Source organism: Paenilisteria riparia FSL S10-1204, assembly GCF_000525995.1.
Classification (GTDB): Bacteria; Bacillota; Bacilli; order Lactobacillales; family Listeriaceae; genus Listeria_A; species Listeria_A riparia.
Window position 1 is genome coordinate 118,941 of sequence record NZ_AODL01000006.1, and the last position, 22,711, is coordinate 141,651.

25 protein-coding genes and 1 pseudogene are annotated in these 22,711 nt (G+C 40.3%); 6 read left to right on the plus strand and 20 right to left on the minus strand.

From position 1 onward, the window contains the following. Position 1 precedes the first annotated feature (1 nt). From PRIP_RS04315 to PRIP_RS17110, 14 genes and pseudogenes are all read right to left on the minus strand, one after another. Entirely contained in the window at positions 2-520 is a 519-nt protein-coding gene (locus PRIP_RS04315) for a dihydrofolate reductase family protein (RefSeq protein ID WP_036099734.1), read from the minus strand. A gap of 1 nt (position 521) precedes the next feature. Continuing rightward, on the minus strand, positions 522-1,535 hold the full coding sequence (locus tag PRIP_RS04320; protein ID WP_036099736.1) for a zinc-binding alcohol dehydrogenase family protein: 1,014 nt from the start codon (positions 1,533-1,535) through the stop codon (positions 522-524). 271 nt (positions 1,536-1,806) lie between these two features. After that, positions 1,807-2,478: a ribulose-phosphate 3-epimerase gene (locus tag PRIP_RS04325; RefSeq protein ID WP_036099738.1), complete on the minus strand. Its 672-nt coding sequence runs from the start codon at positions 2,476-2,478 to the stop codon at positions 1,807-1,809. A gap of 1 nt (position 2,479) precedes the next feature. Further along, positions 2,480-3,133 (minus strand): transaldolase family protein, encoded by a 654-nt coding sequence (locus PRIP_RS04330; RefSeq protein ID WP_036099739.1) that lies wholly within the window; start codon positions 3,131-3,133, stop codon positions 2,480-2,482. A 10-nt stretch (positions 3,134-3,143) separates the two neighbouring features. Continuing rightward, the gene (rpiB, locus tag PRIP_RS04335; RefSeq protein WP_036099812.1) at positions 3,144-3,593 is read right to left on the minus strand and encodes a ribose 5-phosphate isomerase B; all 450 of its coding nucleotides are present in this window, start codon (positions 3,591-3,593) and stop codon (positions 3,144-3,146) included. 11 nt (positions 3,594-3,604) lie between these two features. After that, entirely contained in the window at positions 3,605-3,775 is a 171-nt protein-coding gene (locus PRIP_RS17105) for a hypothetical protein (protein WP_159101514.1), read from the minus strand. Positions 3,776-3,792: 17 nt separating this feature from the next. Continuing rightward, on the minus strand, positions 3,793-4,824 hold the full coding sequence (locus tag PRIP_RS04340; protein ID WP_036099742.1) for a zinc-binding dehydrogenase: 1,032 nt from the start codon (positions 4,822-4,824) through the stop codon (positions 3,793-3,795). 7 nt (positions 4,825-4,831) lie between these two features. After that, positions 4,832-5,878 (minus strand): galactitol-1-phosphate 5-dehydrogenase, encoded by a 1,047-nt coding sequence (locus PRIP_RS04345; RefSeq protein ID WP_036099743.1) that lies wholly within the window; start codon positions 5,876-5,878, stop codon positions 4,832-4,834. A 24-nt stretch (positions 5,879-5,902) separates the two neighbouring features. Then, entirely contained in the window at positions 5,903-7,183 is a 1,281-nt protein-coding gene (locus PRIP_RS04350; RefSeq protein WP_036087958.1) for a PTS galactitol transporter subunit IIC, read from the minus strand. Between the two features lie 85 nt (positions 7,184-7,268). Further along, positions 7,269-7,547, minus strand: coding sequence for a PTS sugar transporter subunit IIB (locus tag PRIP_RS04355; protein ID WP_036099745.1), 279 nt, complete (start codon positions 7,545-7,547; stop codon positions 7,269-7,271). Beyond that, positions 7,544-8,032: a PTS sugar transporter subunit IIA gene (locus PRIP_RS04360; RefSeq protein ID WP_036099747.1), complete on the minus strand. Its 489-nt coding sequence runs from the start codon at positions 8,030-8,032 to the stop codon at positions 7,544-7,546. The genes PRIP_RS04355 and PRIP_RS04360 overlap by 4 nt, the downstream gene beginning before the upstream one ends. Positions 8,033-8,051: 19 nt before the next feature. After that, a pseudogene (locus tag PRIP_RS04365) lies at positions 8,052-10,138 on the minus strand (BglG family transcription antiterminator). Between the two features lie 373 nt (positions 10,139-10,511). Further along, positions 10,512-10,871 (minus strand): hypothetical protein, encoded by a 360-nt coding sequence (locus tag PRIP_RS04370; protein WP_149023751.1) that lies wholly within the window; start codon positions 10,869-10,871, stop codon positions 10,512-10,514. Between the two features lie 21 nt (positions 10,872-10,892). Beyond that, positions 10,893-11,045, minus strand: a complete 153-nt coding sequence (locus PRIP_RS17110; protein WP_159101515.1) for a hypothetical protein — start codon at positions 11,043-11,045, stop codon at positions 10,893-10,895. A 476-nt stretch (positions 11,046-11,521) separates the two neighbouring features. Between PRIP_RS17110 and PRIP_RS04375 the strand changes: the two genes are divergently transcribed. From PRIP_RS04375 to PRIP_RS04390, 4 genes are all read left to right on the plus strand, one after another. Further along, on the plus strand, positions 11,522-12,394 hold the full coding sequence (locus PRIP_RS04375; protein ID WP_036099750.1) for a helix-turn-helix domain-containing protein: 873 nt from the start codon (positions 11,522-11,524) through the stop codon (positions 12,392-12,394). Between the two features lie 514 nt (positions 12,395-12,908). Then, positions 12,909-13,784: a helix-turn-helix domain-containing protein gene (locus tag PRIP_RS04380; RefSeq protein WP_036099753.1), complete on the plus strand. Its 876-nt coding sequence runs from the start codon at positions 12,909-12,911 to the stop codon at positions 13,782-13,784. A 399-nt stretch (positions 13,785-14,183) separates the two neighbouring features. After that, positions 14,184-14,375, plus strand: a complete 192-nt coding sequence (locus PRIP_RS04385) for a helix-turn-helix domain-containing protein (protein WP_036099754.1) — start codon at positions 14,184-14,186, stop codon at positions 14,373-14,375. Positions 14,376-14,405: 30 nt separating this feature from the next. After that, on the plus strand, positions 14,406-15,056 hold the full coding sequence (locus PRIP_RS04390; RefSeq protein WP_277620075.1) for an Rgg family transcriptional regulator: 651 nt from the start codon (positions 14,406-14,408) through the stop codon (positions 15,054-15,056). Between the two features lie 183 nt (positions 15,057-15,239). On the opposite strand, the gene PRIP_RS18180 is transcribed toward PRIP_RS04390, so the two are convergent. Together PRIP_RS18180 and PRIP_RS04400 are read right to left on the minus strand one after the other, a co-directional pair. Then, positions 15,240-15,800 carry a VanZ family protein gene (locus tag PRIP_RS18180; protein ID WP_036099758.1) on the minus strand — a complete coding sequence of 187 codons (561 nt, stop codon included), beginning with the start codon at positions 15,798-15,800 and terminating at the stop codon, positions 15,240-15,242. A 17-nt stretch (positions 15,801-15,817) separates the two neighbouring features. Continuing rightward, positions 15,818-16,267, minus strand: coding sequence for a lipase chaperone (locus tag PRIP_RS04400; protein ID WP_036099759.1), 450 nt, complete (start codon positions 16,265-16,267; stop codon positions 15,818-15,820). Between the two features lie 352 nt (positions 16,268-16,619). On the opposite strand from PRIP_RS04400, the gene PRIP_RS04405 reads away from it, so the two are divergent. Then, the gene (locus tag PRIP_RS04405) at positions 16,620-17,489 is read left to right on the plus strand and encodes a helix-turn-helix domain-containing protein (protein ID WP_036099760.1); all 870 of its coding nucleotides are present in this window, start codon (positions 16,620-16,622) and stop codon (positions 17,487-17,489) included. Positions 17,490-17,568: 79 nt separating this feature from the next. On the opposite strand, the gene PRIP_RS04410 is transcribed toward PRIP_RS04405, so the two are convergent. Continuing rightward, positions 17,569-18,396 carry a class I SAM-dependent methyltransferase gene (locus PRIP_RS04410; protein ID WP_036099761.1) on the minus strand — a complete coding sequence of 276 codons (828 nt, stop codon included), beginning with the start codon at positions 18,394-18,396 and terminating at the stop codon, positions 17,569-17,571. A 135-nt stretch (positions 18,397-18,531) separates the two neighbouring features. On the opposite strand from PRIP_RS04410, the gene PRIP_RS04415 reads away from it, so the two are divergent. Next, positions 18,532-19,425: a tyrosine-protein phosphatase gene (locus PRIP_RS04415; protein ID WP_036099762.1), complete on the plus strand. Its 894-nt coding sequence runs from the start codon at positions 18,532-18,534 to the stop codon at positions 19,423-19,425. A 66-nt stretch (positions 19,426-19,491) separates the two neighbouring features. Here the strand turns inward: PRIP_RS04415 and PRIP_RS04420 are convergent, their stop codons facing one another. The 3 genes from PRIP_RS04420 to PRIP_RS04430 are packed head-to-tail and all read right to left on the minus strand — an operon-like array spanning position 19,492 to position 22,680. Next, positions 19,492-19,749, minus strand: coding sequence for a hypothetical protein (locus PRIP_RS04420; protein ID WP_036099763.1), 258 nt, complete (start codon positions 19,747-19,749; stop codon positions 19,492-19,494). 49 nt (positions 19,750-19,798) lie between these two features. Beyond that, a complete protein-coding gene (locus PRIP_RS04425; RefSeq protein ID WP_149023752.1) occupies positions 19,799-20,629 on the minus strand; it encodes a Cof-type HAD-IIB family hydrolase in 831 nt (276 codons plus the stop codon). Further along, positions 20,626-22,680 carry a BglG family transcription antiterminator gene (locus tag PRIP_RS04430; RefSeq protein WP_149023753.1) on the minus strand — a complete coding sequence of 685 codons (2,055 nt, stop codon included), beginning with the start codon at positions 22,678-22,680 and terminating at the stop codon, positions 20,626-20,628. Before PRIP_RS04430 ends, PRIP_RS04425 begins: the two co-directional genes overlap by 4 nt. Between the last annotated feature and the right edge of the window lie 31 nt (positions 22,681-22,711).

The following is a 22,711-nucleotide window of genomic DNA, read 5'->3' on the forward strand; positions in this document are numbered from 1 at the left end:
ATTACTCCTTTTTGCGATAAGTCATTTGTGTGAATTGGCCGTATTGGGTAACTTCTTCGAGATATAATTGTTCGCGAGTACCTTTTTCGAAAAGCGGGATGCCGTCGCCGAGAATGATTGGAGCTACAGTGATAATGAAGCGGTCGATGAAACTTTCTTCTAGGAATTTCTTGACTAGTTGCGCGCCACCGACAAGCCAGATGCTTTTGCCTTCTGTTGTTTCTAGCCAGTTTTCAACGGAGCCGTTAACGAACGCTGCATATGCGTCTTTTGTACCCGCTTTTTCGTTGGAAAAAACATAGACGTGTTTTTTGCTATACGGGAAAGTGTCGGTGAGTGTGAACAGTTGCTTATAGGTTGTGTGCCCCATCACGACAGTATCAATTTCGTCTAAAAAGGCCGTGTAGCCATTGTCACCTTCTCCTTCAATTTCTTCCAGCCATCCGACGCTACCCATTTGGTCAGCGATATATCCGTCTAAGCTCATTGCGATAAATAAATCGATTCGTTTTTCTGTCATGTCATTCAAATCCCTTCACTACTAGTTTTCCGATGGATTTGCCGGATTCGATAATGCGGTGTGCTTCTTTGATTGTCGCGGCATTCATCGGCTGGAGCGTTTGGTTCCATGTCGACTTTAAAAAACCATTTTCGAAAAGTTGAGCGGCTTTTGTTAGGATGTCGTGTTGTCTGACTTTGTCTATTGTATCGTATTTGGAGCGGGTAAACATGAACTCATAGCTTACCGTCACGCTTTTGTCTTTGATAAGGCTCATGGTTACTGGGTTTTCAAGTTCTACTATAGAGCAAATATGGCCTTCTGGTGCAATAATTTCCTGCATCGTGTCCCAATAGGCATCTGTATTATGTAGGCATAAAATATAGTCCACATTCGCAAAACCTAGTGCGTTTAGTTGTGGCAAAAGGGCTTCACGATGGTTGATAATATGCGTCGCACCCTGCTCTTTACACCAGTTCACCGTCTCGTCTCGTGATGCCGTTGTGATGACTTCAAGTCCCGCCCAAACAGCAAGTTGCGTCGCGATTGATCCGACCCCGCCAGCACCATTGATAATCAAAATGTTCTTGCCTGCATCCGCATCAGGAATAAGTCGGATTCGGTCAAACAAGGCTTCCCATGCAGTAATAAGCGTGAGTGGCATGGCAGCTGCTTCTTCAATAGACAAGTTCTTCGGTTTTAGTCCAACTAATCGTTCATCAACCAATTGGAATTCGGCGTAACTGCCTTGGCGTGTAACATCTCCTGCATAATAAACTGCATCGCCAACTTGGAATAGCTCGACTTCTTCTCCAATTTCTGTAATGATTCCAACTGCGTCCCAGCCCAATATTCTTGGCGTTGTTTCGACTTTGTCTTTTGGAGCGCGTTGTTTTGTATCGACTGGGTTGATAGAAATGGCTTGTACTTGAACAAGAATGTCATGACCACTTGGTTTTGGCGTTTCAAGCGTGACATCAAGAAAACTATCTTCGGCTTCAATTGGCAAATATTCGTATAATCCTACTGCTTTCATTTTGCAACACCTCGTTGTTTATTATTCCCCGTCTTTTGAGAAATAATGCGTAAAATGCATTATTTTTTACATAAAAAAATAAGAACATGAAGGCTTATCAAAACTTTCATGTTCTTATTATTTCATACTGGCAATGGCTTCGATTGGGTTGGCGTTCTTAAAAAGATGTGAGGCTGCGACTAGAATGTCTACGTCGAATTTTGTGATGGTTTGTTCAGCTAATGTTTTTCATTGATGTCATTCCTCATTATGACTTTTCGCGTATGTGTATTTAGCTTTTTACTTGAGACCAGATTTGAACGATGCGCTCGGAATAGGCTTTATTGTCATTACGGTGGAATAAGGCGGAGGTGCCTAGCACAAATACGTCCGGTAAGCATTCGCTCATTTTGCCAATTGTTGTGGCGTTTATATTGCCATCGACCTCGATAAGTGGCGCATAGGCGTTGTTTTTCAGCAGAGCTTTTAATTCGTGTAATTTCTCCAAAACGGCTTCTTGAAAATTCTGACCTGCAAAACCTGGATTTACCGTCATCATAAGTACCATTTCCACATCATTTAGGTACGGTAAAATGGCTTTTAGTGGCGTTTCTGGATTTAAAGCAATGGCTGGTTTAATGTGATAGCTACGGATTTTTTGAATCACCGCAGGAACATCTTCGCAAACTTCTACATGAAAAGAGATGTATTCTGGCTTTATTGACGCAAAAAGGTCAATGTGCTTGATAGGATTTATGGTTGCTAAGTGAATATCTAATGGGATATTGGTCGCGTTTTTTACTTTGGCTAGCCATTCCGGTCCGATTGCAAGGTTGTTCACATAAGCACCGTCCATCACGTCACAGTGCAACATGTCTACGCCTGCTGCTTCTAGTTTTGCTAATTCATCTGCTACGTTTAACTGGTCCGCGCACATAATTGATGCTGCAATAAGTGTTGCCATGTCAGATTTTTTCCCCTTTCGCATCTTGATTAAATACATGAATGCTGTCGGCGGCTAATTTGTTATGCATAATCACTTGGATGAGATTGCTTGGAATCGTGACATCCGTTGCCCCAGCTAAAAGCGTGTCTATTACTTGCGCCGTATTTTTGAAACTCGCTCCAAGGATTTTAGTCGGTGCTTCAAGCTGTTTGAAAAGTTCCGCCGTGCTTGCTACTACTTGTTTGGCATCTAAACCTTGATTCGCCATTCGATTCACATAGGGCGCCACCCATTCACAACCTGCTAAAGCCGCTAAGTAACTCTGTTCCACAGAAAAAATCGCTGTCGCTAAAATTTCAATGTCTGGCCGTTCTTGTTTCAGCTGTGTTATGACGCGGAATCCAATTTCATCGGCTGGGATTTTCAAAGCAATGCGTGTGTCTAGCGAGAGAATCGCTTGGGCGTCATCGTATAGCGCCTCTTGCGTCTCACCTGTCGCCTGAACAAAAAGACGTTGCTCATCGTGAAGAATCGATAATATTTCCCGGGAAATAACGGCGCGTGACTTCCCAATTTCTTTTGCTAAAAGCGTCGGATTAGTTGTGACTCCAGTTAACCAGTGAAAAACTTGCATGGCTTCTATTTCTTTGACATTTGCTGTGTCTAAAAACATTGTTCCCACCTCACATTTCGTTTTTTTGCTCGAGTTCTGTAATCATTTGCAACCTGCGTTCGTGTCGTTCCCCATCAAAAGTAGCGCCTAGCCAAGTATCGACAATTCGTAAAGCTAAACCTTCGCCAACCACGCGTTCCCCAAGGCATAAAATATTGCTGTTGTTATGTTCACGTGTCGCTTGGGCGCTGAAACAATCAGAGACAACTGCCGCGCGGATTCCTGCCACTTTATTGGCTGCAATAGACATGCCAATTCCAGTTCCACAGCATAGAATACCCAAGTCTGCCTCGCCACTAACCACTTGATGTGCCACTTCTTCTGCGTAAGATGGAAAATCGACGCTAGCATCACTATATGTGCCAATATCCGCTACTTGTATATATTGTTTCGCTAAATGTGCCACGATAGCATCTTTTAACCTGCGGCCGCCATGGTCACATCCAATTGTTAATTTCATGTTTTTCACCCTCATTCTATATATTTAACCCCTTTATCGTGTATAATTAAGTAGCAACGAATCGGAAATGGTACGCCAATACCATTTTTGATTCGTTGCTTAGAAAGGATAGCGATACGCTTAAACGGGCCTGCCAGCTTTGTTTTGGGCATTTGTTGTCCTTTTTTTGTTGTTTTTAACATGTCGCCATCCTCCTTGTTTATGATTTTACTAATACTTTTATTTCGTTTCCTGCCATGACAGCATCAAAACCTTCGCGCCACGCGTCTAACTCATAAACTTTCGTAATCATTCGATCGGTGTCGATTTTGCCATTGGCTAGCAAGTCAAGCGCGATATGCCACGAACTTGGTTTTTGCGATCGGCTACCGATGTATGTGATTTCCCGCTGAATAATTGATTCTTGGTCAATTGGATTACATTTCTCAGCGAAAAGCCCGACTTGACCGAATGTTCCTTTTTTGGCAGTGAGTGGTAGGCCTTGATTTACTGCGGGTACAGCGCCTGAACAGTCAAATACTTTATCTGCACCATATCCGTCCGTCATTGAAAACACGACTTCTTCTAGGTTTTCTTGCATCGTATCAACCGTTCGGTCCATTCCGATTTCAGCAGCAAGTTCTAATCGATCACTATCCTTCGTAATCCCTGCCATAATCACCCTCGCACCTTGCGCCTTCACGACTTGCGCTAACAATAATCCAATCGGTCCTGGTCCAAAAATCAGCACCACATCTGTCGGCTCAATCGTCGTTTTCTCAAGCGCCGCATGCACACAACAGGCCAGTGGCTCCGTAAGCGCCGCAGCTTGATAAGTAATCGAATCCGCCAGCTTATGACAGCTCTCTTCCCGCGACAACACATACTCCGCAAAGCTACCATCCGCCTGCGTCCCAATTCCGCGCCGATGCGAACATAAATTATATTCCTTATTTAAGCAAAACTTACATTCCCCACATGTTTCGAATGTCGTTTCACTCGTTACACGATCACCAATTTTCAAGTCCTTCACGTCCGGTCCAACTGCTACCACCGCCCCTGAAAACTCGTGTCCCAGCGTCACTGGTATTGTCGGATTGCCATATTCACCTTTAAACGTATGAATATCCGATCCACAAATTCCTGTATAGGCTACCTTGATTTTGACACAATCACCATAAACCACTGGCTCTGCAACGTTTTCCAATGCCATTTTGTCAAATCCAGGTTCTTTTTTTACTACTGCTTTCACGCTTTTCTCACTCCTCTTGTGGTAAAATCATTACTTTGTTATAGTCTTCCTCGCGCCCTAGAATCATCGCGAAGGCATCGCCAACTTCCTCCACTTTATAGCGATGGGAAATCAATGGTTTCAGCTGAATACGGCCTTGGTTCACAAAAGCAATCGAAGTCGTCCACTCTTCACCCGGAAACGGCGCTGAATAAGAATTCCAAAAGCCTTTCAATGTCAATTCGCGTCGAAAAATGTTCTCGAAAGCTTCTTCTGGAAGCAGTACATCCGCGTAAGCTATACCTAAATAACCGATTTTGCCTTTCTTCTTCGTCACGCGCAAACATTGCTCTTGCGTCACTTTAGAACCCGCACATTCCAGCGCAATATCAGCACCACGCCCACCTGTGTATTCCAGTACTTTTTCCGCAAGATTGTCTTCGCGCGGGTTAATCGTGTAACGGCAACCAAATTTGCGCGCCTCGGCTAACTTCCCATCACTAATATCGACCGCGATAATATCCTTCACACCAGCCAGCTGCAAGCATTGCACCACGAGAATTCCAATCGTTCCTATTCCAAAGACAACGGCCGTATCACCCAATTCAGGCTGGATTCCAAGTACACCATGCATCGCCACAGCAAGCGGTTCCAACATCGCGCCTTCCTCAAAATCCATGTCACCAATATCGATCACATTCGTCGCCTTCATCACAACATTCTCCGCAAAAGCACCATAAAAATGCGAACCAACCATCCGATAATCCTCACATAAAGAAAACTCGCCGGCCTGACAATACTCACACTTCCCACAAGGTACAAGCGGAATCCCAGCAACGCGACTTCCAACTTCGACATGCGCCACATCCGCGCCTTTTTCCACAATCACACCTGAAAATTCATGCCCCATCACGGCTGGCAATGGGTATTTCCACCGCGTCTGCATTTTGTGAATGTCCGAACCGCAAATCCCGGCCGCCATCACCTTAATCCGTACTTCATCCGCGCCACACGCTGCTTGTTCCACCTGTTCCGCACGAATTTCATTATTTTCATATAAAACTGCTGCTCGCATCACGTTAACTTCCTTTCAAAAAACTTAATTTCCAAAAAGTGCTTGATAAGCTTCAGAGAATTTCAAAATGGCCCAGTTCAAGAAGTTTCCGCCTAAATCAAGACTCGATACTTGCGTCGCACCATCCGGCATCTTAAAGTCTGCCCCGTTCATCATCGCCGTATGCACATCCGCAAAATTCGTCGCCATCAGTAGCGAGAACGCGATAACAATCGTACCGGTAATCAAAGATTGAATAATATTCCCTTTCCGCGAAGCAACAATAAAGGCAATGTAAAACGGAATCGTCGCCAAATCACCAAACGGCAAAACACGATTTCCTGGCAAAATAACAGCTAAAAACAACGTAATTGGTACAAGCAAAAGCGCCGTAGACATAACTGCTGGATGCCCAACAGAAAGTGCAGCATCAAGCCCAATATACAACTCACGACCTTTGAAACGCGATTTCATAAACTCGCGCGCTGCTTCCGAAACTGGAATCAAGCCTTCCATCAAGATTTTTACCATCCGTGGCATCAAGAGCATAACGGCCGCCATCGACATACCAATTTTCAAAATTTCGCCGACATCATAACCAGCCAGCAAACCAATCGCAACCCCTAGAATCAAGCCCATCATCATTGGTTCCCCGAAAATACCGAACCGTTTTTGAATCGACTCAGGGTCCGCATGTAATTTTCGTAGTCCTGGAATTTTTCCAACGACCCAACCGATCGGAATCCCTATCGCCCCGAACGCCGCCGTAGAACCTGTTGGCATCGAAATACCTTTTAGACCATAGAAACGTTCCACCATCGGAGCCGTTTTATCCGCAATAATAAGTACGGCAACTTCATACAAAATCGCACAAAGAATCGCGAACCACCAGTTACCGCCAGTGACAACATAGCCTGTCGCCCCAGCCGCAATAAAGTGCCAATAGTTCCAAATATCAATATCCAATGTTTTTGTGATTTTAAAGAAAATTAATATTAAATTAACTATCAAACAAACCGGTATTAAAATCGCAGCAACCGGAGAAGCCCACGAAGCCGCAGCCGCGGAAGGCCAGCCCGTATCGATAATTGTCAAGTTCAGACCAAACCGTTCTACCATCTGTTGCGCGGCCGGACCAAGATTCGTTACTAATAAATTAATGACCAAATTAATACCTACAAACCCAATACCAATCGTAATCCCCGAGCGAAATGCCTTTTTAAAACCTGTCCCGAAAATCATCCCGATAATAATAATCGCAATTGGCAAAATAACCGTCGGCCCCAGATTCAACACATACTGCACACCATCTAACAGCTTATCCATACCCTTTTCTCCTCCTTAAAATGGCAGAACATCCGCTCTAGCACACGAAATTCCGTCCAGCGCTAGAGCCTTCGTTCCTCTCTCTTTATTTCAAATATTTCAAAATTTCATCGTCCAGTTCTTCCATACCAATCCCCGAAATATACGCCGTTGCAATCAATGTCGGCACACTATACGTTGTTGGCAAAATCGTTGTAGAAACAATTAAGTCCGCGCCGTCTTGCAATGACGCTGCCTCAGCAATCTTAATTTGGCGAACATCTGCATCGATACCATTGTCTTTCAATAAGTTCTCCACACGATCCATAACTACCGTCGACGTTGCGATTCCTGCTCCACATGCTACCAATACTTTTTTACTCATAATTTTTCCTCACCCTTCAAATGTAATACAACTTGCGATAACGTTTCGATGACTTCATCCTCGTTTTTCGCCGCAAGAAGTTCCTTGACATGTTTCTCATTTTGAATTGCACCCATTAATTGTTGCAAAACTGCCAGCTGACTGTGCGGTTCATTTAGCCCCAACACAAAAATTAAATTCGCCCTTGTTTCTTGGCTTGCGTCCGCCATTTGTTTGAAGCGAATCCCTGGCTCACTTGTCAAAACCGCAATAAATTGTTCCGTGACACATTCTGGATCTGTATGCGGTAGCGCCACACCATACTGCTCCAGCTGTAGCCCCGTCGGAAACACCGCTTCCCGCTCCGTCAATTTCTCTAAAAACTGATTACTGATTCTATTTTGCGATGCCGCACGTTCCGACACCATTTCAAAAAGCGCATCCTGATCTCGGCAAGGCGTCTGCACCCAAATCATGTCTTTTGTAATGAATTGTGTTAAATCCATTCCCATTCCTCCCTTTTCGTTATTTCATATCTTCCGTGTCTTTTTTCGCTAGTTCCATGATGAATTGTTGAATCGTTTGATGGATGTTTTGCGGTTCTTGTTGCTTCGCGATTTTCTTCAATGTTTTTTTTATGTCCAGCAAGTTCCATCAATTGCAGTAACGCCTGGAAGTGAGCATTTTTATCAACGGCCGCAATGACGACGACAACGTGTACCCGTCCGCCTGACGAAAGCGCCAACCCTTCATCGATATAAAGCAAGCTCATTCCAAGTTCGTTCACGCCTTTTTCAGTTTCCGCATGAGGAATAGCAATGGTTTGTCGCAAAATAATATGAGTAGAAAGTGTCGCGTGTTGCTTAATCATTTCGTGAATATACATATCTGAAATCGCGCCTTTTTGAAGTAACGGCTCTGCAGCCACCCTAATTGCAGCTTGCCAATCCGTCACTGACTGGACGCATTGAATCATTTCTGCTGGTAATAAATCCGCCAATTGTTTCTTCTCACCTACAAAGCGCTCCGTGGCTTGCATTGGCTGCGTCAAACAATCCGCTAACGCCTTGGCGAGCCTCGTTTTATCTGAAATCGTGGCATGTTTTTCAATCGTGCGTATTAACTGTTCCACGCTCACACCATTTTCACCAATCATGTAAACTGCACGCATCACACGCCGCCGCAACTCCAACCGTTCTTGCTCCCCCATCAACTGGTTAATCAAGAACATCTTCTTCTCCGTCTTCAAAGGCACCGCTGAAAAAATTAAATCATACCGCACATTCGTCCGCTCGAATTCCCGAATCGACATCGCCTGGTAAAAAAAAAATTTCGGGAAACAAACTCCGCAACGTCTTCTCCATCAAGCGCGAAATCGACAATCCGTTCGGGCAAACAACTACTGCCTTCAGTCGCGTCTGCAACCGTTCTGTCGTATCTATCAAATGCCCACCAATAAACAGTGTAATGAAAATACTCTCGTTTTCTGGAATCTTAGCCCCGATAAAATTTTCCAACGGCTTGAGAGATTGCTTCACAATATAATGTACCGCTTGAAATTCCTGATCGATTTTATCCAAGAGACTGTAATCCGTCGTCAAATGATATTTAATCCTGTAATATGCTGGCTTAATATGCGCAAATAATTTTTCCAAAAGCTGTTCTTTGTCTACAAATTGAATACAAGCTTTCTTTTCAAACTCGCTTAGCACTTTATTTACCGCCATTTTCAAACGTGGCGACGCTTCATTCGTCAAATCACTATTTGGTAACACATTCGACGTTAATAGTTGCAACGAAATATACAATCGCTCCGTCTTCGAAATATACGGCTCATCCTCAATCAACAACTGCACCGCGCCATATTCCTGCGTATCCGACAGCTCATTAAAATCAATAAAAAATTCCGTCGTAATCCGCTGTCCAGCCCGAATTCGCCTGAAAATACTCTCCAGAATATAAGGTAAAATCTGCATTTTGTTATCAATAAACGTCAAGTTTAGCCGTACCTCCACAGCAACCAACTGATCTCTAATCTTGTCCACTTGGCTCGCTTCAATCTGCATGAAATGTCGCAACAACTGCTCCCCGTGATAGCTCGCAATAATATGTTGCGCCGCATAAATCAAAGCCGACCGCTGGTTCCACTCATCCCCTCGAATCTGGTAGCCCTTCATCCGCGAATAATGAACCTCCAAGCGAAATGTATCGAATATCGCCTGCACACCTTTCAAATCCCGCAAAACTGTATTTTTACTAACTTCAAGTTCACTAATAAAATGATTTAACGACAATTCCTCTCGATTCGTAGCCAGCATTAAAATAATCAAGCTTATCCGCTCTTTCTCGGATAAAATATATGCGTCACCTTCCTTTTCACTCGCATTTATTTCGACTAACTGAAACAGATCGGGTTCTACAACGAAACGCCCATTTGCCGACCGATGAATTTTTGGATAGGCTTGCTCATCTAGCCAATGATTTACTTTCTGAAAGCTGTAATCCACCTGCCTACGAGTCAATCCGAACTTTTCTTGCAGCTTGGTATTTGATATATTAGGATGCCGCAAAATCTCTTTTAACAACAAATTGCTCCTTTCATCCAAATACATGTTATCCCTCCTGTTCTCTTTTATTATAAATTGCCTTCCACAAAAATTGTACACGCTTTCATCCCAAAATCTTGTTACCCGATTGTACAACGTGGGGCTTTACTTGTGATTTAATTAACACGCGCACCGTTCAAAAAACACAAAAAAGCCCGTCTGGCGCCCAACTTGCGTGCCACTACGAGCAAATTAAAAAACCACGTCTGCCTTAACTATACGAGGCTAACGTGGATATTTCAATAAGAATCATTTAACATGAAAAGCAAATTAATAAAACTGTGTAAAGAACGAATTCAGATTAACTAATATAACCATTAGAATGCATGTATAAGCCAGAGAATGAAGAACACAAGCGAGAGCGAAGCCACTCCCCAAATCAACTTAGAATCTTTCCAAATCGCTTTATTCTGCTGTTCCCTATATGTTTCAACATCCAGCTAGCCGTCCCATCTGTCACAATATTAACCACGATTGGCGCCTGATTATACGTATCCATTTTCTCCCGTAATGGAAAACGGTACTCCTCGCCATAAATCGTAAATTTCAGTTCACAAGCCTTAGAGTTAGAGGCAGGAAGATATAAACTTCTCTTCTCTCCAATTTGAAAATCATACCCCTGCTCACTTTGGTTTCCGCTCACTAAGTATGTATTCATGATTGTATGCCGCGTCTTATTTTCTATTTTTATTTCATGAGCAGCAACCGGCCCCACAAATAAATGCATCAAACTAGACATCGCACTCCACCCTTTCGACATTTATCCTTTTTTATTTCCAAGAGATTTGCCACCATGATGCGGGCATCTCATCTGGCACCAAATGAATAGTACCAACCAACGCAGAAACTGACCAGATAGAACAACAGCCGTTACGATTAAATCCCCTAGCGCTCCCATTAAGCTTCTCTTCATATGTATCCGTTCTCCTCTATTTTGAATCAATTATAACAAAAGAACTCGAACTAAGTTCACTACGATACATAGGAAACTTGTTGAGCTCTCTTTTTTCACGTAACCCTATTCATTCATCTCATTATCTAGTAATTCTATCTTTATTTAACAAATAAGACTTAAATATATCATTTTAGTATACTAAGTGCTAGCCGAAGTAAGTGTTTATGTTATATAATGGATTTAAGTCTTATTTTATTACTCACTATTGTGTGCATCTAATATCTCTTCATAAATTATTAACATTTAAATGATTATAATTTGTGAAATAGTCACATTTCAGTCCCCATGATTATCCAAATAAGTGGTTCTGCCATATGTGTTTCCCTCCTCTGTTTATCCGTTAGTGTTACCATCATATTATAGCTAATTTGTATAGTTTTTGTTGTTTTTGTTCCTTATTTCCATCAATCAACTACAAGTTTGGAGGCGCTATCTTGAATTTTGGAGAAACCATTAAGAAGATTAGAAAAGATAAAAATTTCACGCAGAAAGAACTATCAGAAGGAATTCTCACTCGTTCACATCTCTCACAAATTGAAACGAATAATTATTACCCGTCCTACGACAAGTTTTTCTTACTTCTAAACAGATTAAATATTGTTTTCGAAGAATTCTTATTTGTTCAAAATGATCAACAGATGCTTTTCAGTCAGCAAATACGTTCGAAAATTAGCGAAGCAGCAAATTTAAATGATACAAAACAGCTTGAGAATCTTGCCACTACAGCCCAAGATTTACATGCAGAGACAGACAATATTATGTACTATCACTATATGCTAATTTGTAAAGCTTTGATTTCGTACAGCATCAACCATAAAGTGAACGATGACATGATAACCTATGTGACACCTATCAAAGAATATTTATTTGGGATGGATAACTGGTATCTATATGAATTAAAATTGTTCAACAATATTATCTATGCTTTAACCATAGATGAAGCCCTATTATTCTCGCGTACCTCATTGAAAAGATTAGGTAATTTTCAATACTTCCTAGAGTTTCAACACATCGAGCAAAATATTTATACGAATTTATCTACATTTTGCTTGGAGTACAGAGATTTCAAAGCTGCCAAAAACTTTGCAGAAATTGCTATTGAAAAAGCGAAACAACATACATTAGTTTACCAGAAGGTCTGCTCCGAGTTAAACTATGCTATTGCTTGTATTAATCTTGGCGAAGACGGGCATCCATATGAAGTAATCAAGAAAAATATGCTTATCATCAAGTATTTAGAGTTTGATAATTTGCACGAACATTTTTTAAACTTTTTAAAGAAATTCAAGATTGAAGTAGATTTGTAAACATTTTATACGACGCACGAAAGAAGCCAATACACGTATTACTAAGATACGTTGCTGGCTTCTTTCTGTATCCCTTTTTGCTATTAACCTATTCATAGAGGTGTACATTGTTTTTCTTTCTAATCTGATTTCGTTTCACTAGGCGATGTGCATCCCGAAATTGCACCCGCAAGAACCAACGAGATCATACCAGCTACTAAATACTTCATGACATATCCTTATTCGAGAGGTTTGTTTGAATATTTAGCTGTAAAGTTACTGAAATTGGCATACATTACACTCCCACACAAATTTTATTCACTCCGCTTCTACAACCTCACCCCATAGTACGTTAGATTTAGACTTCATATATAAATTTGATATTTTTCTCAATATTTAGTATAATTAGTTAGTAATAACCATAATGCTAAATAATGATTGATATCTAGTCTATAATTTTATACTAATCGTTTTATTTACAAAATAGTCAGTGTGTTATCTATCTCTATCAAAAACTTATACTGGAGGTTTCAAGATGAAATTTGGAGAAACAATAAAACAAATTCGCACCGATAAAAACCTGACACAAACACAGCTATCAGAAGGTATATTAGCTAGAAACCATTTATCGCAAGTCGAGAATAATAACTATTTTCCATCCTACGATAAATTTTTCTCACTTTTGGATAGATTAAATGTTACGTTTGAAGAATTTCTCTTTATACAAAATGATAAAAAAGTACATTTCAAACAACGAATTCGCTCACAAATCGCAGAAGCAGCAAACTTAAATGACATAAAAAAATTAGAAGACTTGGCCATATCAGCAAAAGATCTGCATGAACAAACCAAAAACATTACCTACTATCACTATATGTTAATAAGCAAAGCTTTAGTCACCTATAACATTGATCATACTGTTAGTGACGATATGGTCAAATTTGTAACACCAATCAAAGAATATTTACTTGGGATGGATAACTGGTATTTGTATGAACTAAGATTATTCAGTAACATCATTTTCGCCCTAACCGTGGATGAAGCTCTTCTTTTTTCACGCAGAGCATTAAAGAGGCTGGATAATTTCCGATACTTCACAGAATATCAGCACACTGAACAACATATCTATCATAATTTATCGAGGCTTTGTTTAGAATTCGAAGACTTTGGCAATGCCAAGATGTTCGCTGAAAAAGCAATTGATATAGCAAACAAATATACATTAGTTTATGAGAAAGTTTGTTCAGAGATGAATCACGCAATTGCCTTAATCAAGCTCGGTCAAGATGCCTACGAAATCATCAAAAAGAAAATGCTTATCATCGGCTACCTTGAGTTTGATAACCTGTATGAGCATTACATGATTGTCTTAAAAAAATTTAATATTGACGTTAAACTTTTAAAAGCATAACAATAATCAAACTAAAGTAGGTCGTTTGTTGTATTAAAATATCAGCAAGCGGCCTATTTAGCGTAAACTATAACTCGAATTATTAGTAGGAAACCTAAGTTATATAAACCAATCTCCTAAAATGCGCCTGCAATATGCGTAAAATAGTAGCAATCTGCTCACACTTATCCCTCCAATCATTATCTCTAGCTAGGGTATACCTTGAATTTAAAATAAATTCTAAATTTTTATACTATTAATTGAATTTATTTTCACTTAATAGTATACTAATCAGAATAGCTACTTTAAATTAATCACTATGTATGCTTCCCAACTCTACTATCTAATATTAAACGTTTACGGATAATATTTGTTATTGTGTTATCTATCTCTATCAAATACATACACTGGAGAGACACTATGAATTTTGGAGAAACAATTAAAAAAATACGTACAGATAAAAACTTGACCCAAACGCAACTATCTGAAGGTATACTAGCTAGAAATCATTTATCACAAGTTGAGAATAATAATTATGTCCCAGCCTATGATAAATTTTTTTCACTCTTAGATAGACTGAATGTTACTTTCGAAGAATTCCTATTGGTTTAAAACGATCAAAAAATTTTATTTAGAAGAAAGTTGCGTTCACAAATAGGTGAAGCTGCAAGCTTGGCTGACATAGAAACACTCAATGCTCTATCCCTTGAAGCAAGTATGTTATATGAAAAGACAGATAATATTATATATTATCACTCTATGCTAATCTGCAGAGCATTAATTGCTTATAATACCGATCTTACCATTAACAACGAAATGATTGAATTTGTTACTCCTATAAAAGAATATTTATTTAGTAGGGATAACTGGTATCTTTATGAAATGGAATTATTTAACAATATCATTTATGCATTAACTATTGAGGAAGCCCTATTATTTTCACGCACGTTGCTGAAACGATTAGATAGTTTTCAATATTTTGCGGAGTGTAGACATATTGAACAAAATATTTATACCAATCTATCCACACTTTGTTTAGAGTATAATGACTTCCATTCTGCTAAAAGATTTTCAGATATAGCCATCGAAAAAGCAAAAAAATATACTTTGGTTTATGAGAAGGTCTGTTCTGAATTAAATCACGCCATTGCTTGCATCAAACTAACCGAGGATAAGACTGCATATGAAGTTATTGAGCAAAATATGCTTATTATTCAATACCTAAAGTTTGATGATTTACATGAGCATTTTTCAAACTTTTTGAAGAAATTCGAGATTGAGATAAATGTTTAAACACAATTACTTGCCTATGTGTTATTTTATCAGCACCTTATGGAAACATGAAAGAAGCCGACACACGTTCGTAGATACGTCATCGGCTTCTTGTTTTATCCCTTTTTCATTATCATTTCTAGTATACAAAACACGAGAACCTTTTGTTGTTTCTATTTTCTAACCCTCACAAATACAACTTACCTAAATAACATGCCTAAATAGTACAGGTGTTTGATTTGGTTCTCCCTTGTAGAAGTATCTAAGAACTTTCCTAAACAATATAAATAATACATATCCTATCATGCATCCTATAAAATTGAATATAATATCATCCACATCAAAAATTCTGTACATATATCCGACCATTGCACCAATAATAAATTGACTCGATTCAATTAATAATATGAACAATACACTCATAACTATCGTCTTTTTTCCCGATGCTTTCATTAAGAATGGGAGACCAAAACCAAAGGGAATTGTCATACATATGTTCAAAATATACGTCTTAACATCTACTGTAGCAAACGGAACAAGTGAAATCCCCTCCCAAACGGAGTTCCCTTGACTCACCATTGCTTCAGTTGCATAGATTGGGAATTGCGTTAAATTAACTACGCCCGCAAGATAGATATAAAAAATAGTAAAGTATATCATGAACACCCAATTTTTATGAAAAAAGAATCTGAATGCAATAACGCATAATAGATAGATAATAATGATAGAGGTTATTACTTCCCAGTAATCGAAATAAATAATCATGATTCACCTTCTGCCTATTAGTTGCTCACCGTTCCTGAGCCTTTCACATTATTCCCATCATTGCTACCCTTCCAAATGATTAAGTAGTAGTTAGTTCCTCCACCAACCGATTTCGAAAATTTAGTTTTACTAATCTTTGTTGGATAAGCTGAACTTCTACTTGGCACTGCTTTAAAGAAAGAACCGAAACTATTTCGAGTCGTTTTATTGCGCAACTCATACCCTATGGACAACGGATTTTTTGCATAACCAGAATCAGTACTATAAACATATTGTGAACCTGTTAAATATGCGTTTCCGCTAGAAAGCTTATGATATTTACCTGTAACAGAACCATCTACTACTCTATTATCCATTTTGAAAGAATAACTTGTTGATGCCGCTTCTACCAAAAGAGGCAAACTAAACACAGAAATAAACGCCAACACAAAAAATCCCATAACTACTTTTCTTAATTTATTTTTCATACTTATACCACCCTTTTATTTTTTATAGGAACTACAAATGCAGCTAACCATAAACATCACAAATATATTTTTCAATACTATATACATTGCTTTATAACTAAAGAAGCTATTAGAAGCTATTTCTCTGACTACACAATTCACCTCACTATTTTATTTTTGTTTAGAATCATATCTATCGATTCCTGCAAACGGATTAATATAGATTTGATATTATTCTTAATATTTAGTATAATAGCCGAATAATATATTTCCTAAATAAAAATGATGCCTATACACTCATATTAATCGTTTACAGATAAAAATTGTTATTGTGTTATCTATATCTATCAAATACATAACCTGGGGGAAAATTATGAATTTCGGAGAAACAATTAAAAAAATACGTACAGATAAAAACTTGACGCAGACACAGCTATCTGAAGGTATACTAGCTAGAAATCATTTGTCTCAAGTTGAAAATAATAACTACTTTCCATCCTATGATCGCGTTTTTATGCTTTTAGATAGACTAAATGTAACTTTTGAGGAATTTTTATTTGTTCAAAATGATTTGCAACCTCACGATAAGCAACAGTTTCGTGTTGAAATTAGTGATTCAATAAATCTTCATGATTATGAACAGTTAAAACATTTATCTAAAGAAGCATATAGCCATTACGAAGAGACTACTAATATCATTTATTATCACTATACGTTAATTTGTAAAGCTATGATTGAATACGGTCCTGACAATACTATAAATGAGGCGATGGTTCAGTATGTCGCGCCAATCAAAAAATATTTGCTAGATATGGATAACTGGTATCTTTATGAATTAAAATTATTCTCAAGTATTCTTTTTGCCTTGGAAGTCGAAGAAGCTGTTTTCTTCTCAAGAAAAGCATTCAAACGGTTGCATGCTTTTCGGTGTTTCATGGAATACCAGCACACGGAACAACACCTCTATTTAAATTTGTCGACACTTTGTTTGGAGCACGGGGATTTCAGGGCGGCCAAAGATTTTGCCAAAACTGCTGTCGACACCGCAACAACTTACAGGCTTATTCATGAGAAAGTCTGCTCCGAATTAAATCATGCCATCGCCTGCATTAGACTCGGTGAGGATTCAGAGCACTATGAGACGATTAGAAAAAACATGGTTGTTCTGGATTACTTAGGATTCGATACGTTGCACAGGCATTTCATGTTGTTTTTAAAGAAATATGAGATTGAGGTTAAGTAGCCATTCATAAAACTCCAACATGCCTCTAACGAAAAAAGCCAGATCCGCAAATTATCGCGTCTCTGGCTTTTCTATGCTGTTAGCTAATCACGCAACAATACGAACTCATCGGTAATAGGTCATCTAGTTGTATTAACTTGGTTTGTGTTAGTAGCAGCTCTTTAAACTTAGTGGGCAATGCTTCTTGTTTCGCGATTTCTTCTGCGATATTCTGTGTCACGAATGAAGCTTCCCAGCGCGCGTCTTGCATTTCTTTGGTCCAAATATCGCCTTCACTCGTTATTCTCCAATCTTGTTCTTGCGCCATTTCTTGGATGTCTGCTGGGGTGATGAATGTTCGGACGTTGGACTTGGTTTCGGATTTGAACGCTTCGTATTGGGCTTGTACAAGGACTGCGAGTAAGTGGGATTGTTGGCGGGAGTCGCTGATTTGTGGATTCCATTCCGCGAAGCAGATTCGCTTTGCCCATTTTTTCAAGGTTGTGAGCATTTCTAAAAACTCGGATTTGGTGCTGAAATACCAGGATGCGTACGAGATCACTGCGACGTCGAATGTGTTTGCTTCAAAAGTTATGTCGCCGCGTAAAATGTCGGTTTCTAGTTGAAATTCGATGCGGCTTCCTAATTCGGACTGTTTCAAATGTGTGGTGGATTGGGCTAGTGTGAACGGGGCGCCGTAGTCTGGGGATGCGATGTCAATGGCGTGAACGGAGCCTGATGTGCCAACGTAATGTGCTAAAACGGCGGTGGTGTCTCCTTGTCCGCAGCCGACTTCGAGGACGTGCTCGCCTTCTTTTATCTGCCAAAATTCGGCCAATTTCATACGGTGTTCGGTTTGTACTAGCTGAATGTCATCTGATGCTGCGTCGCGCAACATGCAGGATACGATTTTTTCAAGGTTTTTCATTTTTTTCACTCCTGTTTTTGTGTTTTTAACGCCTTACTTTACAATTTTAAGCAGTTTCTTAACGTTCTCTTTACTAAACCTCCAAACAAATCGGCTTTTTGATGGCTATAATAAAGCTCATGAGGAGGGGAAAAGATGAATAAATTTGTAACTGTTACTGGTGTTATTGTTGTTAGTAGTTCGTTGTTGCTTGCGGGGTGCAATCCTGGGGATATCGATTCGTTCGCGGCGAAGCAAACGCAAAATCAAGTGAAGCCTGGTGCTCAGATTAAGCTGGATGGCGCGGTGAATATTCGTGATTTAGGTGGCTATAAGGCGGCAAATGGGAAAACGATTAAGCCTCATAAGCTGATTCGTGCGGCCGAACTTACCAATCTTTCGAAAGATGATATTAAAAAGCTGACTGCTACATACAAGTTGGCGACGATTGTGGATTTCCGGACGGATTCGGAAGTAAAAGCAAAGCCTGACCCAACGATTAAGCATGTAGACTATATTCATGATTCGATTATGAAAGACAATGGCGCGTCCACTAGCATGGCTGACTTAATGAAGAGCTTGGCGACAATGGATAATCCGGAAGATTTCTTGATTGCTGCGAATAAAAGTTTCGTGACAGATCCACAATCTATCGCTGGTTACAAATTATTTTTCCAAGAGCTGTTGGATAACAAAAATGGTGCGGTTCTCTGGCACTGCACGGCTGGTAAAGATCGGACTGGTTTTGGTACAGCGCTCGTTCTGTCTGCACTTGGCGTGAAGCAGGACACGATTATGAAGGATTTCTTGCTTTCCAACAAATATCGCGCGGCTGAGAACAAACAGACGCTGGATGCCCTTGCCAAACAAACCGATAATAAAAAGGTGCTGGATGGCATGAAAGCGATTCTTGAAGTTCGCCCGGCTTATCTGAACGCGGCGTTTGACGAAATCAAAGCCAAATACGGTAGCACAGACGCATTCCTCAAAAAAGGACTCGGACTTTCCTCGAAAGATATTCAAAAACTACAAAAAATGTATTTACAATAAAGGAAAAAATGTGATTGGCAAACCCGCGCAAAACAAAGCGCAAATTGCCAGTCACATTTTTGTTTATTATTCGATTTCTTCTCCGTAAAACTTAGTTTTGGCACGACAAATTGGGCATTTTACTTTGTGTTTCTCGCTTTTGCAATGACCTTCGTTGTCTCGTGATACTAAACGATATGCTTTTTTAAGTAGCGGGATGGCGATGACTACGCCGATTAGTGTCATTAATGCGATGAAACCTAAGAAAATCAGGCTTGCTGCTACACCAATCACAAAGATTTTCTTTATTGTATGTCCTAGATCAAAGCGTTCTTCCTCTTCCATTTCGAATCAGCTCCCTAGATAATTTTTCTTCCAATTTCAGCATAACACGTTACTCCTCAAAATCAAGCAAAAACTGACCAAGGCCACCAGTATCATGATGTCCTGCGATATAATCAGCAATCGCCAATGTTTCGGGAATGCTGTTTTCCATCGCAACGCCCATTTTGGCAAGTTCAATCATGCCAATGTCATTTTCATTATCGCCAAATGCAATTGTTGTTTCTAAATCTAGCCATCCTGCTTCGTCTAAAAACGCTAATCCATGCGCTTTATCAATTCCTACGTTCATGATATCTACTAAAGTTTCACCGGAAGACATGACCGATAATGGGAGTTTTTCCAAGGCATCGCGTACTGCTTGGCGTGTTTCTGCTTCATCTGATAGTACGAGAACTTTTAGTGGGAACTCGCCTGCTTGAACAATTTCGCCAACGACGTCATCTGTAATTGTTAGTGGAACTTGTTCGTTTTCTGGAAGTGTTTTGTTCGCTTTGAGAAATCCGGCAATTTTCCCAGTTGGGGTTGGGCCTAGAATACGCTCTGTCGTGTAGACGTGATAATCGACACCATATTCGCGAACCGTTTCGATGACTTGCGCCAATAAATCATAGGAAATATCGCTTTTCATCAGGATTTCGTTATTAACAAAATCACGTACTAGCGCGCCGTTACACGAAATAACTGGCATCTTGATATCTAGCTCATGCACGAACGGCATTATCGCTAAATCAAGCCTCCCCGTCGCTAATACTAGCTTCTTGCCTGCCTTCTGCCAATCCAATAATACTTCTTTATTCAGCGGCTGAATCTCTGCTCCACCTTTTGCAAGCAGCGTGCCGTCCATATCCGTTACAACTGTCTCCATTTTCACAAAAATCACCTTCCAACACTCATTTGAAACGCCTCAAAAAGCTTCACGCCATTTTCCAAGTTTGCCAAAAACGAAGAATTTAGTAGCACATCGAGCTCGAATAAAAGCGGGACATGCGTCATTTTTTCCTCGGTCGCTAGCAAAATAAATAAGTTTACCGATTCACCGTGTATGCAAAATGGCTCCTTCACGTGCAACATGCTAATGCCTGGCTGGAAAGAACCGTTTCGATAGTCCGTATGTAACAAAATCACGCCTTGAAACAAAATCATCAAACGCTTGTCTTCCATTACGTCATGCGCGATTTGCTCCATATATTCCGTCCTGATCCACTTACGATCAAGTAGCGGTTTGGCAAGCAGCGACAACACATCCCTAAGCGACTCCACCTGCCCCTCTTCGAAAAACAATTCCTCTTTCCGAAAATCAGCTAGCGTCACTAAATCTGAATGCACCACTGCGCGATCCTCATCGGTATACAACAACTCCACTTGGTCAAGCAATCGCTCATCCGGGGCGCCATTACTACTCGAATTATAAAGCAGTTTGCGTAACTTGTCACGCCTTCCCATCACCTTATCCGGACTCTTCTTAATATTAAAAAGCCGCCGCTTATCCTCCTCAGACAGCACAGCCCCAACATAAATCGTCTGCCCCGTCGTATGAATATACTGCATATCCGTCGTCACACAAAAATTAATTTTTTGATTCAAAAATGGCGCCATTCCCGTTGGAAAAATGCCTTCCAATACCATCTCGGGCAACAATTGCTTAATTTGCGTCGCTAAAAGCGAATTTAGCACATCTGAATAATCCGACACAATAATCCATTTCGCCGGCGCCTTTTTGGACTGTTCTTTCACAATCGCCTCTTCAAAAAACAACGCAATGCCCGCAATTTCTTGTTTTGTTAAACCATAGGCAAAATATTTCTGGAAAAGCCAGTTCGGCGATAAGGTTTGGACCATTTTTTCAGTAAGACGGTATACTTTTTGATATTGTTTGGAGACTTCATGTAGGACCGGTGGGTGGATTTTGATTTGGAAAACATGGCGGTAATGAATGACTTTGATGTGGGTTTGAATGTTTTCTACCAGGCGATAGCGTAATTTGAAGTAGATTCCTGAAATTTGTTCGAAGATGGTGACCATTGTTTCGGTCAACTGGACGAGTTCTTCAAATGGGGAACTTTTGAAATGGCCGTCTACGTTTTTTTCTACGCAAAGAAGAAGCATGCCGTAATAGAGTGCCTCTTCTTGGGGAACGGGCTGCTGGAACACTTGGGAGACAACACTTAGCATCGTGTCTGCCGCTCGGTATTCTAGCCGTTCCATAATTACAATTCGTTCGGAAATTTGCCATTCTGGATGTTTTCCGGCATCACTCCGCCGCGCAAAAAGCAATATTGCCTGCGCCAGCCGCTTCACATCGTTTCCCGAAATCTCCTTGTTCAAAATCTGTTCCGTCTGCCGCAAAGCCGCCTCTAAGTCCGCCAATTGCGCACAATCTAAAGCCGCAACCCGCGCTAAAAAAGCAAAAGTCTGCTCTTGGCCACCCTCACCCATTCTGTGAATCACTTGGTAAATCTGCGTCCGCCGCTCCCGCTCCGACATATCTAAAAAATAGCCACGCGCCTTGTTCGACAACACTTCTCGGCTCTCCTTTAGCGACGCAATGTCCTTTACAATCGTATTTCGCGAAACATCGAAAATCTCCATAAAATCTCGCAAAAACCATTTTCTTAATTCCAGTAAGATTAATAATTCCAAAACTTGTCTACGTTCGCTCGTTTTTAACGTATATTGGTGCGTTTCACTTTCTGCCAGCCAGTCTTTGATTTGGTCGGCTTGTTCTGCATTAATAACCAAACCACCACCTGTTTTGCGGTAAACAGGCGGTAATTTGACATGTCGCAACATCGTATCTAATTTTTCGGTGTAGTAATAGATCATTCGGCGGGAAAGCCCTGCTGCGTTGGCCATCGCCGTAATACTCGAAATCTCTAGGCGTTCGCTTAAAATTTTAAGGAATAAGCAGTAATTCGTATCTAAATGTAGCATTTTCTTCGCCTGCCTTTGCAAGTAAGGTTTC

What these genes read in the sequence shown, in the direction of transcription:
- PRIP_RS04315 (WP_036099734.1), bottom strand. Translation starts at nt 520, where the DNA reads ATGACAGAAAAACGAATCGATTTATTTATCGCAATGAGCTTAGACGGA.
- PRIP_RS04320 (WP_036099736.1), bottom strand. Translation starts at nt 1,535, where the DNA reads ATGAAAGCAGTAGGATTATACGAATATTTGCCAATTGAAGCCGAAGAT.
- PRIP_RS04325 (WP_036099738.1), bottom strand. Translation starts at nt 2,478, where the DNA reads ATGGCAACACTTATTGCAGCATCAATTATGTGCGCGGACCAGTTAAAC.
- PRIP_RS04330 (WP_036099739.1), bottom strand. Translation starts at nt 3,133, where the DNA reads ATGTTTTTAGACACAGCAAATGTCAAAGAAATAGAAGCCATGCAAGTT.
- rpiB (WP_036099812.1), bottom strand. Translation starts at nt 3,593, where the DNA reads ATGAAATTAACAATTGGATGTGACCATGGCGGCCGCAGGTTAAAAGAT.
- PRIP_RS17105 (WP_159101514.1), bottom strand. Translation starts at nt 3,775, where the DNA reads ATGTTAAAAACAACAAAAAAAGGACAACAAATGCCCAAAACAAAGCTG.
- PRIP_RS04345 (WP_036099743.1), bottom strand. Translation starts at nt 5,878, where the DNA reads ATGCGAGCAGCAGTTTTATATGAAAATAATGAAATTCGTGCGGAACAG.
- PRIP_RS04350 (WP_036087958.1), bottom strand. Translation starts at nt 7,183, where the DNA reads ATGGATAAGCTGTTAGATGGTGTGCAGTATGTGTTGAATCTGGGGCCG.
- PRIP_RS04355 (WP_036099745.1), bottom strand. Translation starts at nt 7,547, where the DNA reads ATGAGTAAAAAAGTATTGGTAGCATGTGGAGCAGGAATCGCAACGTCG.
- PRIP_RS04360 (WP_036099747.1), bottom strand. Translation starts at nt 8,032, where the DNA reads ATGGATTTAACACAATTCATTACAAAAGACATGATTTGGGTGCAGACG.
- PRIP_RS04370 (WP_149023751.1), bottom strand. Translation starts at nt 10,871, where the DNA reads ATGTCTAGTTTGATGCATTTATTTGTGGGGCCGGTTGCTGCTCATGAA.
- PRIP_RS17110 (WP_159101515.1), bottom strand. Translation starts at nt 11,045, where the DNA reads ATGAAGAGAAGCTTAATGGGAGCGCTAGGGGATTTAATCGTAACGGCT.
- PRIP_RS04380 (WP_036099753.1), top strand. Translation starts at nt 12,909, where the DNA reads ATGAAATTTGGAGAAACAATAAAACAAATTCGCACCGATAAAAACCTG.
- PRIP_RS04385 (WP_036099754.1), top strand. Translation starts at nt 14,184, where the DNA reads ATGAATTTTGGAGAAACAATTAAAAAAATACGTACAGATAAAAACTTG.
- PRIP_RS18180 (WP_036099758.1), bottom strand. Translation starts at nt 15,800, where the DNA reads ATGATTATTTATTTCGATTACTGGGAAGTAATAACCTCTATCATTATT.
- PRIP_RS04400 (WP_036099759.1), bottom strand. Translation starts at nt 16,267, where the DNA reads ATGAAAAATAAATTAAGAAAAGTAGTTATGGGATTTTTTGTGTTGGCG.
- PRIP_RS04405 (WP_036099760.1), top strand. Translation starts at nt 16,620, where the DNA reads ATGAATTTCGGAGAAACAATTAAAAAAATACGTACAGATAAAAACTTG.
- PRIP_RS04410 (WP_036099761.1), bottom strand. Translation starts at nt 18,396, where the DNA reads ATGAAAAACCTTGAAAAAATCGTATCCTGCATGTTGCGCGACGCAGCA.
- PRIP_RS04415 (WP_036099762.1), top strand. Translation starts at nt 18,532, where the DNA reads ATGAATAAATTTGTAACTGTTACTGGTGTTATTGTTGTTAGTAGTTCG.
- PRIP_RS04420 (WP_036099763.1), bottom strand. Translation starts at nt 19,749, where the DNA reads ATGGAAGAGGAAGAACGCTTTGATCTAGGACATACAATAAAGAAAATC.
- PRIP_RS04430 (WP_149023753.1), bottom strand. Translation starts at nt 22,680, where the DNA reads ATGCTACATTTAGATACGAATTACTGCTTATTCCTTAAAATTTTAAGC.